This is a genomic window from Oscillospiraceae bacterium (assembly GCA_035353335.1).
In the GTDB taxonomy this organism is placed as follows: domain Bacteria; phylum Bacillota; class Clostridia; order Oscillospirales; family JAKOTC01; genus DAOPZJ01.
Genome location: DAOPZJ010000065.1, coordinates 1 through 12,756 on the forward strand (window position 1 = coordinate 1; position 12,756 = coordinate 12,756).

Sequence of the window (12,756 nt, forward strand, 5' to 3'; positions counted from 1 at the left end):
CCTCATAACGCGTGTTTCCGACCCCGGTGTTTGATTGCAGAGACTCACTTGCGTGTGAGTTCGCCGGGCGGCAAAATCCGAATTCTTAGTTTTGAATTTGATTAAACGCAGTTTTCAACGTTCTCAAACTGTTATTCAATTTTAAAAAATCCACCGTGCCGTCCTGCCGCAGCCCCGGTGATTCCATCGTAACCGCGCCGCAATATCTCTTGGACTTCAGCTGCATTGCCAGCCTCGAAACATCGACTTCACCTTCCCCCGGATGTAAAATCTTTCGGATTGCGTCGAATTCCTTGAACCCGCCCGAAAAATCGGCGAAATGGACATGGGCGATATGGCCGTCTTCCCAATAGGGAAGCACATATGATGCGTCAAATTCCTTGTGAAAAGCGCACATGCGCGAATCGAAAGTCAATCGGATATCGGGATATACCCGGACAAGTTCGCGCCAGACATCCAGCGGATCGCCTTCGGCGCAGACGATATTTTCTACAGCCAGCGTCACGCCGTATTGTTCGGCAATCTTCTTGCATTCCGCGAACAACTCAATATTCCGCCCTATATATAAGTCCGAATTCGGTGCGCCCCAAAGATGAAGCACCGCAATTTGTATGCCGAGTTTTTCGGCCAGCGCGCAGTTTTGTTCTAACCGAATGAGCGCATCTTTCCGTTTTTCAGGGTCTTCTTCCGATAGATCGCTTCCGATACCCTTTTCGGTATGCAAGCTGCCGAAGTACAATCCGCTTTTTTTCAAGGTACGCGCGAGTTCATCCAATTCACCGTACCAGTTGGAAAAGACCATCAGCTCAAAGCCATCGGCGTCGATTTGCGCCGCCAATTCAGATAAAATCCGCCAGTCGCGGCCGTTATAACGACCTAAAAACGTACCGGTGGAACAATAGACAGGGATATTCAATGATGATTACCTTCCTTGAAAGTGAAACAGGCAGAGCGGCAGCCCTGCCCGTCTGTAAAAATCGGAATTCGGATTTTACTTTTTAGTTTCCTCGTCTTCTTCGTCACTGCATCCGTCGCAATCGCAGTCGTCGCCGCAATGGTCACAACCGCAGTCGCAGACGTCAAATTCTAGCGGTTCGCCGCAGTTGGGGCAATCGATCTTGCCTTCCATAATGGTGTCTTCGTCGAGGTAGACCTCGTCGCCGCATTTCGGGCAGGTCACTTTGTAAAGGTCGTCGTCGGCTTCTTCATCGTCCTCATCATCTTCGTCTTCATAGACAACGCTCTCAAGGTCATCGAGGTCTTCATCGAGCGCACCGATCGCATCATCGAGTTCCCCGATGTTCTCGTCTATCTCCTCGACGCTGTTGGACAGGTCTTCGACTTCAAGCGCCATCTCAGCGAGCAGATCGCAGATCGCAGCGTAGATTTTGCCCTCGTTGGTATCGGCTTTGATGCCCATGCCCTCGATTAAGCCCTTGATATACGCAGCTTTTTCAGTCAGATTCATTTTGTGATTACCTCCGTTTTGATCGGTCGATGATTTATACTCTCGACATATATTCGCCCGTGCGGGTGTCCACACGGATGGTCTCGCCTTCGTTGACGAACAGCGGCACGCGGATGGTGGCGCCGGTCTCAAGCGTGGCGGGTTTTGTCGCGCTGGTGGCAGTATCGCCGCGCACGCCCGGCTCGCACTTGGTGATGAGAAGTTCGACGAATGTCGGCGGCTCGATGCCGAAGACGCTGCCCTTATAGGACAGAACCGTGACATCCATATTCTCTTTGATAAAATCAAAAGAGTTTCCGACAACACCTTTATTGATCGGGACCTGTTCAAAGGTCTCTTTGTCCATCATGTAATAAAGATCGTCGTCGCCGTAGAGATATTGCATCTGTCTGCGTTCGACATAGGCTGTCGGGAATTTTTCCGTCGGGTTGAAAGAGCGCTCAACCACGCCGCCGGTGATGACATTGCGGTATTTTGTGCGCACAAACGCCGCGCCCTTGCCGGGTTTGACGTGCTGGAATTCGATAACCTGAAAGACGTTATTGTCCATTTCAAATGTGACACCGTTTCTGAAGTCGCCTGCACTGATCATATATTGACCCTCCGAATTTCGTTTTATGCCAAAGGTAAAAGATTACACGTTTTACCCCGGCAAAAAAATCACATTTTGCCTTGGCAAAAATATACGCCTTTATTTTATACCAAAAATCACCGTTTGACAAGCCCCGCTGATGGTATTTTTGTAAAACCCTCTCGGTTTTAATGAGTTTCAATATAACTCTTTTCCTTTTTAAAGTTACAATGTTCTATAATGCTTGACCGGAATGGTAATATGTGGTATTCTTAATAAGAGGTGATTCATATGTCAAAGACCTGCGAAAAATGCGGAGCGGAACTCTCCGTCAGGGCGGCGTTCTGCCCCGTCTGCGGTAAAACCTTATTAACCGCGCCCGTTCAAGAAGCCGTTTTTCCCGTAAAAAAGGGATCTGCGGTATTGCCCAAAAACCCTTTGTCCCTGTGGGCGGCGATTCTTACACTGATCGGCGCAGCCGGATTGTTGGGGTATGTTTTATTTGATCCGCTCGTCAACGGCGCATCTTTATCGTATTACAAAACGCCCAGCAACGCGTTGGCGCTGCTTGAAGCGCTCACCCTGTTGGTTGTTTCGATTCTGTTATTTATCATGCGCGCCTCAGGCAGAGACCTTAAGAACCCGATGTTAGTCTGGGCCGCCGGAGCGTTGTTCGGGCTGCCCTTCGCGATTTATTCCTTTTTACAGTTACTGCGTCAGTACGATTTGCTCCTCGCCTATTACAATCTGCTGATTGGGGTACTCCCCCTGTTAGCGGCTCTTTGCGCGGTCTTGTACGCTTTCAAGGTGATCAAAAGAACTCCAGCTTTGATCTTCCTCGGGCTGCTGCTCGGTTTTGTCTTGATCGCCGGTACTTATATGAATATCCGCATTTTGTTTTCGTGGATGAATGCTGCACCGGCGGTGGAATTTCTCACTTTCGTCCGCCTTCTTCTCCGGGTGATCAACAGCCTTTTCTTCCCTGTCGGCATCTTTTTTTCCATTACCGCGTCCGAGATAAAAAAAGAGACATAACAGATAAACCAATTACGAAAACGCAGCGGACGATATGCCCGCTGCGTTTCACTTTTTACTTTAAAAGTTTTATTTCTTCAGTGCGCGGCGGCCAGTTTTTCGGCTTCTTCCTTTTCGAGCACCGTATAGGCTACCTTGCCGACAAGGGTCTGAGGCAGAGATTTACGGTATTCAATCTCATACGGCAGCGCGTATTTCGCGATGTTTTTTACACAATGATTATAGATTTCGGATTTGACCTCGTCGGTCGGCTCGTAACCCGGTTTCAGGACGATGAACGCCTTGACTTTCTGAACTTTATACGGATCGGGTACGCCGATGACAGTCGACATCAGGACATATTCATGCCCGTCGATGATGTTCTCAAGCTGCGACGGATAAATCGAATAGCCCGAGGAGACGATCATTCTCTTCAGCCGCTGGCGATAATAGACGAAGCCCTCCGCGTCCATCACACCGAGGTCACCGGTGTGCAGCCATTTCCGGCCGTCTTCATGAATCTGAAGGCAGTCGGCGGTTTCGGCGGGGTTGTCGAGGTATTCGATCATAACCGACGGGCCGCTGATGCAGATCTCGCCCTCTTCGCCGTAAGCCGCGGTCACCTTGGTGCCGGGCTTCACGATTTTATAATAGGTATCCGGAAACGGCACGCCGATGCTGCCCTCTTTGAAGAAGCCGCGCGGCGTCAGACAGCTGGCGGTGACGCACTCGGTCAGGCCGTAGCCCTCGCGCACCTGCTCCTTGGAGCCGTGTTCCCGTAAAAACTTGTCGACTTTCTTTTTCAGTTCAATCGACAGCGAATCTCCGCCCGAGAAAATACCTTTCAGGCAGGAAAGGTCGACGCCGTCCATATTTTTGTTGCGCAGCAACGCTTCGAACAGCGTCGGGACGCCCGCAATGACGTTGGGTTTTTGTTTTTTCAGCAGCTGCGCATAAGACTCGGCATTGAACTGCGGTACCAGAATACATTTGCAGCCGTTCGTGAGCGCGGTATGAATACAGACGCCGAGGCCGAAACCGTGAAACACCGGCATCACGGAGAGCATGGAACTGCCCGGATCAATGCAGTCGCCCGCCGCAAAGGTCTGCATCGACAGGGCGTTAAAGCAGAGGTTGGAAAGCAGGATTCCTTTGGTCGTACCGGTCGTGCCTCCGCTGTACAAGATGACCGCCGGATCCATGCCCTTTTTGGTCACGCGGCAGTTCCCGGTGTATTTTCTGCCCGAAGCCATAAAATCCCTATACCAAATAATGTCCGCGTCGGCGGGAATCGGCGGAATCTTGCGGCCCTTTGTCAGCATAAAACCGACTTTCAGAATCGGGTTCAATTCCTCTTGAATAGTCGCGATGATGACGTGTTTCAAGGTCATTAATCGGGGCCTTATATTTGCGATCTTGTTATAAAACGCATTCAGAGTCAAGACCGCAACGCTCTTGGAGAAGTTGAGAAAGAACACGATCTCGCCCTCCGCCGAGAGCGGATGGATCATGTTGGAGAGCGCGCCGATGACGTTCAAAGCATAAAACGCCGTGACGGCCTGCGGGGTATTCGGCATGCAGATGGTCACGCGGTCTCCCTCCTTGATGCCCAAGGCCCTGAAGGCCTTGGCGCAGTCGAGGATATCGGCGATGAATTTTTTGAAAGTCACTTTTGTGCCCATGAAGTCATAGGCATAATAATCGGGATATTTTTTGGCGGTTCTCTCGAGAAAATCAAACATCGAGATATCCGGGTAATCCAGATGCGCGGGAACATTGCCGTATGATGACAGCCACGGGGCGGGAATATTCGGTGCGTCAAACGTCATAATCAACTTCCTCCTTGAAAGGCTTATCCAACATTTCGGGATGGGCGAGTATGTATTTGAGAAGCTTCACCGATTTGGCGAAATAGAAGCCGTCGGCAATGCGTTCGTCCAAAGTGATGCCGAAATCCACGACGTCGCGAATTTCGAAGCTGCCGTCGTCGGCGTAGACGGGTTCTTTGTGGATGACACCGATGGTTGCCACAATGGAGTTGGTTCCGTATTCGTTGAGATGATGATAAGGCGCACCGCATTTGATGCTGCCGAGATTGGAAAGCAATACACTTGAGTAATTAGTGTCTCCGTCTTTGAGGGAGTTAGGCATCCAGTCGTATTTATCCAGCAACCTGAAAATCATCATGATAAAAGACATGAGGAAGCGCGGCATTTTTTTAAAAAAGTTGAGGGCCTCATCAATGTCATTTGTGCCGCCCTTGCGCAGTTTTGTGACGTCGCCGACGACCCGTTTGCTGATATCGGACAAAACGGTATCACCGTCTGCGATGGCCTTGACCAAAACTTCTTCGGAGTGGTCGGAAAACGTGCGCTTCGCCATAAATGAAAGCGACACCTTTTCGCGCTCATATATATGCTTATTTACGATAAATCGGTTTAAAATCGGACGGTGGATGACAATTTTGGCAACAGCCGCGGCAAACACATGAAATGCCGTTGTCTTATACGGCGCATCAGGTCCATTTTTGGATGCAACGAACTTGATTACCTCTGTGACGTCTATCTTTTCTTGTATGTACACTTCGGAATCGCAGCGTTTCGGCATCAGATAAGGCATCATGTAATGCACGCCGTCCAAATCTTTGATACGTTTTCCGTCGCGCCGATCGAACCAACGTTTTTTTGCTTCCGCCATTACACATGACTCCTTTCAGTATCCGCCCAATCAAAGTATTGGGTTCATTATACTACACAGTTTTTTTGAATGCAACAATCGAAACTTTTGCAAGTGAAAAATGTATCGTTAAAATTTAAAAGAAAAATCCGTTACAATCGGTAGTTAATGTGCAGCGGCGAACTGTGTTCATCCGTCATTTTAATCCCGTTTTGAAAAGCAAAAAACCGAAATTTTATACTTTAACTTTACATTTTTCACCGCAATCTTAGGCGTGCCCGATCATGTTCGCACCAATCGGGAGGCAGCGGCGTAAAATAGGAATGCAACCCAAATTCTAAAAGGAGCGCGATGCTTTTATGAACGAGACCTTGCTCAAATGCGGATGTGTGGGCTATGAGGTGATCGGTGAGACGACAGGCGACATATTAAATTACGAAGAGACGCCCGTACTGCGCAGCAAAATCACCCTGCCCAAACTGCGCACAACCGGTGCCGCAATCAACTACATAAAGATCAACGCCTGGTACCAGAATTTTGCCTCTGCCGACCGAAATTATGCACGGCTGGTGCTCTATCCCGCCGCAGTCGAAGACTATCTGGATTCCGTCAAAGACAAACGTCCTTTCAATATGCACGAATTTCTCGTGACTTATGAAGCACAGTTGGCCGCACGGGATTTATTCTCGGCAACGGTCGATACGCTGACCTATGAGGGCGGCGCCAACCCGACAACGGTGCGGGTTGCACAGACCTGGCTGACCGAAAGCGGAACCATGATCACGCCTGAGGACTTTTTCAAACCCGCCTGCCGCTATAAACAGGTGATTTTTGACAAAGTGCTTGCACAGGCCCAGGACAATGCGGAGGAACTCGGGTTGTTTCCGGACTATCCCGTGCTGCTGAAAAAATACCTCGATTGGAAAAACTTCTATCTGACCTGCAGCGAATTCGTATTATTCTACGAGCCGGTCACGATTGCGCCTCACAGTTCCGGCGTCATCGAATTCAAGATTCCGCTGTCCAAACTGCGCTTTTGCATCCGCGACCGCTTTTTAAGGCTCCCGAATGACCGCGGCGATGATCGGGAATGCTGTGACAAAGGTGTAAATCCGTTGAACATGCCCCCGCTTAACCGATGAGTACGTTTGATTTATGGGTGGTTCTTGCTCTCTCGGTTATCGGAATCTTCTGTATAATCAACGCTGTTTTACTTCAAAATGTAAGAAACCCTCCGGAAGACCGGGAGATCGAACTCCTTCTCACAGGCGATAATGCGGAATTCCTGCTGCGAAAAACAATTCGAACGGCTCGCGGTTCCGATACAAAAATTATCGCCGTGTGTCTTGATCAAGAAGCGGCGAAAATCTGTGAATTTTTTTGCCGCGGGCACCCGAATATTGTATGCCGTCGTTCTTTTGACGAAATCTAAATCAGTTTTAAACAAAATCCGGGTTTTATCGGGTGACGCTTCTGAGCCATTTCCCACCCCTGACCCGGAAAATGCAGGCAGCTGCCTTGGTCGGTTCGTCCAATTTCATCGCCGCAAGCACAAACGGCACCGGCAGCCGTAAAACCGCCGCAGCTAGATATCCTAGCGGCACGCTGAGAAACCAAAGCGATCCGATCTCCAGAAACATGCAAAACCGCGTATCACCGCCGCCGCGTAAAATACCGACAAGGCAGATACCGACAATCGAGACAAAAAAAGTGATAACCGAAATCACTGTGATCATCTGCCGGGCAAGCACTTTTGTCGCTTCGTCAATGTTGTAAAATCCGACGGCAGGATCGCGGATGAAAAAGATCAGCGCAAATGACGCCGCGCCGATTCCATAGGAAATCAATCGGAAGGTCGTCGCTTGTTCTCGCGCCTTTTTGTGATCGTCCTCTCCGATCGTGCGGCCGGTGATGACTGCGGCGGCGTTGGCGATGCCGAAGATCACAAGGCAGGCAAGCTGCTGCAGCATACTTGCGATTGAGTTGGCCGCGACCGGGTCGCCCTTCGCGTAATCGATATGCCCCATAATTGAGGCCTGCACCGAGATGCCGATCGCCCAAAGACCCTCATTGAGCAGCACCGGCGTGCCGTAATGGACCAGATCCTTTGCAAGCTGCTTATCGAACAACCCCAAGTCCCTCAGTTTGAATCCGAGCTTTTTATCAAAAAAGAACAGGTAGAGCACAATCACTAAAAACTCCGAAAGCCGGGCGATCACGGTGGCGATCGCGGCACCGCGCACACCGAGTGCGGGCGCACCGAGATTGCCGAAAATCAACACCCAATTCAAAAATACATTCAACGCAAATGAGATAAGATTGATTCCGACCGAGACCTTGACCGTCTCCACCGCCCGGAAGAGACAGATTAACATCGTGCTGATCCCGTATGTAATGCACGCAAATCCCATGATAAAGAGATACTGCGAACCCATTTCGACAATCTCGGGGTTATCGGAATAAAGCCGCATGATTTGTCGCGGGATCGACAGAGACAACGCTGCGGAAACAAATGAGATCCCTGCCGCAAATTTAATCATCATCGCAAAAATCCGTCGAATCGATTCCATGTTCCGTTTGCCCCAGTACTGGGCGACCAGGACCGTTGCACCACCGGACATCCCGAATCCGAAGACGTATAAAATGAACATCGGCTGACCGCCGAGTGCCGCCGCCGACAGCATCGTTTCTCCGTTTTTCGCTAACCCCAACATGATGGTATCCATCATTCCGGTCGCAAAGGAAATGAGATTTTGTAAAGCGATCGGAACCGCGATCAACAGCATGTTCCGGTAGAAACTTTTTGATTTGACCAGGTGCATCGGTGAGAGACCTCCAAAATGCATTGCTCCTTATAATTCGGTACCGCATTAAAACAAATTTTGAGACGATATTCCATTTTAAACGGAACCGACAGGGAACGGAAAACCGCCGTGCACAGCGGTTTATTCAGCAAGCATCAGTATAACATCACAACCGCCAAAGTCAACAAAAATTTGACACGGGCGGGTTGACAAAGCCGACGGGCTATGATATACTTTCGCCATAACCCCTGCTTATAAAGCAAAGGGAGGGATAACAATGGCCGAAGTTCATGTCAAAAACGAGTCAATCGATAACGCTTTGAAAAAGTTCAAGCGGCAGTGCGCCAGAGACGGCGTCCTGGCCGAGGTCCGCAAGAGGGAACATTATGAGAAGCCGTCCGTGAAGCGCAAGAAGAAAGCGGAAGCAGCCCGTAAGCGCAAGTTTTATTGAGGCCTTTCCCTGAGCGCAAACGAACAGTCGATAAGATCTGTGCAAATCAGAGCGGGCTTTCAGCCCGCTTTTTGCATGTAAAGGAAAACATGAGAAGAATATTCACACCGGACCGGATGTTAACAGGACTCTGCGATATCACCGTTGAGATGCTGCGTGCGTATAAAATCACCTGGCTTGCGCTTGACCTCGACAACACCATCACGTATGATTGTCGCGATGAGATCCCCGGGGCGATTGCAGAAAAGCTGGCCGAGCTTCAGACTGCGGGAATTATGCTGACAGTCATTTCGAATAATAAACCCGCACGCGTCGAACGGTTTGCGCAAAAAACGGGTCTGATCTGCATACCGGAATCCAAAAAGCCGAAGTGCGGCGGGCTTATCAGAGCTTCCAAAATTATCGGTAAACCGACAAGCGAAGGCGCTGTTATCGGCGACCAGATTTTCACCGACGTCTGGGCCGGAAAAAACGCCGGAATGACGGTATTTCTCGTAAATCCGCTCGGTCCCGACCTCGGACGGTTTGTCCGGTTTAAACGCCGGCTCGAACGCCTGACAAAAGCGGGAAGGAACAGAAGATAGATGCAGTTGAGAATCGGCCCGGCAGGCGGCTGTGACGAATTCGCGGCCAAATATAAATCCAACCTTTTTCTGCCTGAATTCATCTCGGATTTCGGTCTGAACGCCTTCGAATACCAATGCGGGCGGGGTGTCAACCTCGCCGAAAACGCCGCCGAAGTATTACATGAAAAGACCGCCGCAATCGGGATGGAGATCTCCCTCCACGCGCCTTATTATATTTCTCTTTCCGGAATCATCGAGGAAAAGCGTCTTAAGAGCGTCTATTATATCTTGTTGGCTGCACAGGCAGTTAAAAAATTAGGTGGGACACGCATCGTCGTCCATGCGGGTTCAGCTTCGAAAATCTCCCGTGCCCATGCTGTTGAACTCGCAAAAGATACGTTAATCCGCGCTCAAAAAGCACTCGACGAAACCGGAATGAGCGATGTTGTCATGTGCCCCGAAACCCTAGGAAAAGTCAATCAACTGGGCACAGTCGAAGAGATCTGCGAACTTTGCAAGATCGATGAGAGGCTGCTGCCCTGTATTGATTTCGGGCATGTCAATGCGATGACGAACGGCTCCGTCAAAACGAAAGACGATTATTTAAAAATCCTCAGGGCGATTGAAAACTCTCTCGGCAGCGACCGTTTGAAGCGCATGCACATCCATTTTTCTAAAATCGAATACACTCTCGCAGGAGGCGAACAGCGCCATCTGACCTTTTCCGACAGCGCCTACGGGCCGGAGTTTGAACCGCTGGCCGAATTAATTGTACAAAAGGACATGACACCCTATATAGTCTGCGAATCCGCGGGAACCCAGACCCGCGACGCTGCCACGATGTTCAAAATACTAAAAGAAAAGTGTGAACACAAATGAACCACACGAAAAAGATTGCAAAACTTCTGCCGGAGGGTATCGACGCGGCGATCTTCACCGATGAAAACGACCGCTTCTGGCTGACCGGCTTCCGTTCAAGCGCAGGCACCGTTGTCGTCGGGCGTGAAAAAAGTGTGTTTTACACCGATTTTCGCTATATCGAAGCAGCCAAAACAGCCGTCACCGGCGCTGAGGTCTGTCTGATCGATAAACAGTTCGATCAACTGGTTGAGTTTCTGGATGGAATCAGCGCAAAAAAAGTTGCTCTGCGTGACGATAAGACAACTGTGCGTACAGCCCGCCAGTATGAGACGACGCTGCCGAAATTCCACCCCGATTTTTCAAGAGACCTCGCCGATCTTTTCGAGAGCGCGGTCATGATCAAGGACGAAGAGGAACTCGCGGCCATGCGCAAAGCCCAGCAGATCACCGACGAAGCGCTTGCCGCAATTCTGCCGCAGATCAAGGTCGGCATGCCCGAAAAGGAACTCGCCGCCAAAATCGAGGACGAGATGAAAAAGCGCGGTGCCGAGGGCGTCTCATTCGACCTGATTGTAGTCAGCGGCAAAAAGTCGGCGATGCCTCACGGTGTCCCGGATGAAAGCCCGATTCAAAACAACGCCTTTTTGACCATGGACATCGGTTGTAAACACAACGGCTACTGCTCCGATATGACCCGCACCGTCTGCGTCGGCGAACCCTCCGATGAGATGAAAAAGATCTATGAGATCGTGCTGGAAGCACAAAAACGCGCGCTCGCCGCGATTGCCCCGGGCAAAGTATGCAGCGACATCGATAAAATCGCCCGCGACTATATCTATCAGTCAGGATACGAAGGCTGTTTCGGGCATGGACTCGGGCACGGGCTCGGCGTGATGATCCACGAAAACCCACGTTTCACCCCTTCCTGCAACACAGTATTGCAGCCCGGCATGGTGCTCTCGGTCGAACCGGGCATCTATCTCGAAGGCAAATTCGGCGTGCGCATCGAAGATGTGATCTTTGTGACCGAAACCGGCTGTGAGAACATCACAAATTCTCCAAAAGAATTGATTTGTTTATAAATTTTTCAGATGAAACACCCCCGGCACTCTGTACAGTAAGCCTTTCCTGACGACATGATCTTAGGTTAAAAAGCAACTCAATTATATCAGAGTGCAGGTTATATAATCGATTATATACGGACCGGATTCTTCTGGCTTTACAATTCAAACAAAATTAAAACGCCGGCTTTGTCGGCGTTTTTGCGTCTTGCGGAGCTATTTTTCAACGAATGCCGTGACTGCCGCTTCGGCTGCTTCTATCTTTTCTAAAAATCCTTTATAAGTATCTCTGTCCATCTCGACGCCGCCCTCCGGCAGATACGGCGAAAGGTTCACCAAGGATTGCCTCAAATCGTAATATTGACGGATATAGTCATCGGTCGCGGTTCCGTTTAACACGGCTGAATCCTTTGCGGTGTCCAACTGCGTGAACATCGCCATGAGGCGTTCGTTCAATTTTGCGGTTTGTTTGGTTCCGACCGCTGCGCAGCCGGAAAATCCGAGGATCAATATCGCTGCCATCGCGAAACAAAGAATCGCGGTAAATTTCTTATTTCTTTTTATAGTCATTTACTCCCCTCCGAAAGGTTATCACGAACATTTTATCACAAATCTCCGGCTTCGTCAAATCGTAAAAAATTCATGTTGATTTTTATAAAAAGGCATACTATAATTTTGATGTCGCCGTGCAGAGCGGCGTCAATCTGAATAACGAGGCCATTCATCATGACCGTCAGGGAAATTACGCCCGAAGACCGAGAAACTTTCTGTAAACTCTGCGAGGATTTTTACAACTCCGGCGCAACAAAGCGCGGTTATGACCGCGACAGCGCCCTGCTGACCTTCAATCAGGTCATTTCGGGGCACGAGAATATCTTCGGATATTTCATCGTCGAGCCCGAACTTGCCGCAATTGCCGGTTACGCGTTGATCACCACTTACTGGTGCAATGAGGAATCCGGCAATGTCATCATCCTCGACGAAATCTACATAGATCCGCTGTTTCGCCACCACGGATTCGGCATCGGCTTTTTAAATTGGCTGGATCACGAATTCAAGGGCAGAGCGGTCTCTGTGACCCTCGAGGTGCTCTCGACGAATTTGGCTGCAAAAGAACTCTATGCCAAAGAGGGTTTTGAGGAAGACGGTTTCGTCACGATGTCCAAGAAACTGTAATTTATCATTTTTAACATAGACAGGGTGGAAATTAGCCGCCCTGCTTGTGTTTTATTTTAGGGTCTTGACTAGAACAGCGAGGAGTAGTAAGCTGTAAACGAGGTCAAG

14 protein-coding genes are annotated in these 12,756 nt (G+C 49.8%); 7 read left to right on the forward strand and 7 right to left on the reverse strand.

Features of this window, described 5'->3' with window-relative positions; translation table 11 throughout:
• Positions 1 to 85: 85 nt before the first annotated feature.
• From PKH29_11235 to efp, 3 genes are all read right to left on the reverse strand, one after another.
• Positions 86 to 916: a sugar phosphate isomerase/epimerase family protein gene (locus PKH29_11235; GenBank protein HNX15408.1), complete on the reverse strand. Its 831-nt coding sequence runs from the start codon at positions 914 to 916 to the stop codon at positions 86 to 88.
• Between the two features lie 75 nt (positions 917 to 991).
• Entirely contained in the window at positions 992 to 1,468 is a 477-nt protein-coding gene (locus PKH29_11240; GenBank protein ID HNX15409.1) for a hypothetical protein, read from the reverse strand.
• 34 nt (positions 1,469 to 1,502) lie between these two features.
• Entirely contained in the window at positions 1,503 to 2,060 is a 558-nt protein-coding gene (efp, locus tag PKH29_11245) for an elongation factor P (GenBank protein HNX15410.1), read from the reverse strand.
• Positions 2,061 to 2,330: 270 nt separating this feature from the next.
• Between efp and PKH29_11250 the strand changes: the two genes are divergently transcribed.
• Positions 2,331 to 3,074, forward strand: a complete 744-nt coding sequence (locus PKH29_11250) for a zinc ribbon domain-containing protein (protein ID HNX15411.1) — start codon at positions 2,331 to 2,333, stop codon at positions 3,072 to 3,074.
• Between the two features lie 77 nt (positions 3,075 to 3,151).
• Here the strand turns inward: PKH29_11250 and PKH29_11255 are convergent, their stop codons facing one another.
• Positions 3,152 to 4,882, reverse strand: a complete 1,731-nt coding sequence (locus tag PKH29_11255) for a class I adenylate-forming enzyme family protein (GenBank protein ID HNX15412.1) — start codon at positions 4,880 to 4,882, stop codon at positions 3,152 to 3,154.
• Positions 4,872 to 5,750 (reverse strand): 2-oxo acid dehydrogenase subunit E2, encoded by an 879-nt coding sequence (locus PKH29_11260; GenBank protein HNX15413.1) that lies wholly within the window; start codon positions 5,748 to 5,750, stop codon positions 4,872 to 4,874. The genes PKH29_11255 and PKH29_11260 overlap by 11 nt, the downstream gene beginning before the upstream one ends.
• 338 nt (positions 5,751 to 6,088) lie before the next feature.
• Here PKH29_11260 and PKH29_11265 point away from each other — a divergent pair, with 338 nt between their 5' ends.
• A complete protein-coding gene (locus PKH29_11265) occupies positions 6,089 to 6,871 on the forward strand; it encodes a DUF3298 domain-containing protein (protein HNX15414.1) in 783 nt (260 codons plus the stop codon).
• A gap of 315 nt (positions 6,872 to 7,186) precedes the next feature.
• Here the strand turns inward: PKH29_11265 and PKH29_11270 are convergent, their stop codons facing one another.
• The gene (locus PKH29_11270; protein HNX15415.1) at positions 7,187 to 8,551 is read right to left on the reverse strand and encodes an MATE family efflux transporter; all 1,365 of its coding nucleotides are present in this window, start codon (positions 8,549 to 8,551) and stop codon (positions 7,187 to 7,189) included.
• Between the two features lie 259 nt (positions 8,552 to 8,810).
• Here PKH29_11270 and rpsU point away from each other — a divergent pair, with 259 nt between their 5' ends.
• From rpsU to PKH29_11290, 4 genes are all read left to right on the forward strand, one after another.
• A complete protein-coding gene (gene rpsU / locus PKH29_11275) occupies positions 8,811 to 8,984 on the forward strand; it encodes a 30S ribosomal protein S21 (protein ID HNX15416.1) in 174 nt (57 codons plus the stop codon).
• Between the two features lie 89 nt (positions 8,985 to 9,073).
• Entirely contained in the window at positions 9,074 to 9,568 is a 495-nt protein-coding gene (locus PKH29_11280; protein ID HNX15417.1) for a YqeG family HAD IIIA-type phosphatase, read from the forward strand.
• Positions 9,569 to 10,429 carry a TIM barrel protein gene (locus PKH29_11285; protein ID HNX15418.1) on the forward strand — a complete coding sequence of 287 codons (861 nt, stop codon included), beginning with the start codon at positions 9,569 to 9,571 and terminating at the stop codon, positions 10,427 to 10,429.
• Positions 10,426 to 11,493, forward strand: coding sequence for a Xaa-Pro peptidase family protein (locus PKH29_11290; protein ID HNX15419.1), 1,068 nt, complete (start codon positions 10,426 to 10,428; stop codon positions 11,491 to 11,493). The genes PKH29_11285 and PKH29_11290 overlap by 4 nt, the downstream gene beginning before the upstream one ends.
• Before the next feature lie 195 nt (positions 11,494 to 11,688).
• On the opposite strand, the gene PKH29_11295 is transcribed toward PKH29_11290, so the two are convergent.
• Positions 11,689 to 12,042 carry a hypothetical protein gene (locus PKH29_11295; protein ID HNX15420.1) on the reverse strand — a complete coding sequence of 118 codons (354 nt, stop codon included), beginning with the start codon at positions 12,040 to 12,042 and terminating at the stop codon, positions 11,689 to 11,691.
• Positions 12,043 to 12,198: 156 nt separating this feature from the next.
• Here PKH29_11295 and PKH29_11300 point away from each other — a divergent pair, with 156 nt between their 5' ends.
• Positions 12,199 to 12,648, forward strand: coding sequence for a GNAT family N-acetyltransferase (locus tag PKH29_11300; GenBank protein ID HNX15421.1), 450 nt, complete (start codon positions 12,199 to 12,201; stop codon positions 12,646 to 12,648).
• Positions 12,649 to 12,756 lie beyond the last annotated feature (108 nt).

Bases quoted from the DNA above. Each gene is read 5' to 3' on its own strand.
- PKH29_11285 (HNX15418.1), top strand. From the start codon at position 9,569: ATGCAGTTGAGAATCGGCCCGGCAGGCGGCTGTGACGAATTCGCGGCC.
- PKH29_11300 (HNX15421.1), top strand. From the start codon at position 12,199: ATGACCGTCAGGGAAATTACGCCCGAAGACCGAGAAACTTTCTGTAAA.
- PKH29_11250 (HNX15411.1), top strand. From the start codon at position 2,331: ATGTCAAAGACCTGCGAAAAATGCGGAGCGGAACTCTCCGTCAGGGCG.
- PKH29_11290 (HNX15419.1), top strand. From the start codon at position 10,426: ATGAACCACACGAAAAAGATTGCAAAACTTCTGCCGGAGGGTATCGAC.
- PKH29_11280 (HNX15417.1), top strand. From the start codon at position 9,074: ATGAGAAGAATATTCACACCGGACCGGATGTTAACAGGACTCTGCGAT.
- PKH29_11255 (HNX15412.1), bottom strand. From the start codon at position 4,882: ATGACGTTTGACGCACCGAATATTCCCGCCCCGTGGCTGTCATCATAC.
- efp (HNX15410.1), bottom strand. From the start codon at position 2,060: ATGATCAGTGCAGGCGACTTCAGAAACGGTGTCACATTTGAAATGGAC.
- PKH29_11260 (HNX15413.1), bottom strand. From the start codon at position 5,750: ATGGCGGAAGCAAAAAAACGTTGGTTCGATCGGCGCGACGGAAAACGT.
- rpsU (HNX15416.1), top strand. From the start codon at position 8,811: ATGGCCGAAGTTCATGTCAAAAACGAGTCAATCGATAACGCTTTGAAA.
- PKH29_11240 (HNX15409.1), bottom strand. From the start codon at position 1,468: ATGAATCTGACTGAAAAAGCTGCGTATATCAAGGGCTTAATCGAGGGC.
- PKH29_11265 (HNX15414.1), top strand. From the start codon at position 6,089: ATGAACGAGACCTTGCTCAAATGCGGATGTGTGGGCTATGAGGTGATC.
- PKH29_11295 (HNX15420.1), bottom strand. From the start codon at position 12,042: ATGACTATAAAAAGAAATAAGAAATTTACCGCGATTCTTTGTTTCGCG.
- PKH29_11270 (HNX15415.1), bottom strand. From the start codon at position 8,551: ATGCACCTGGTCAAATCAAAAAGTTTCTACCGGAACATGCTGTTGATC.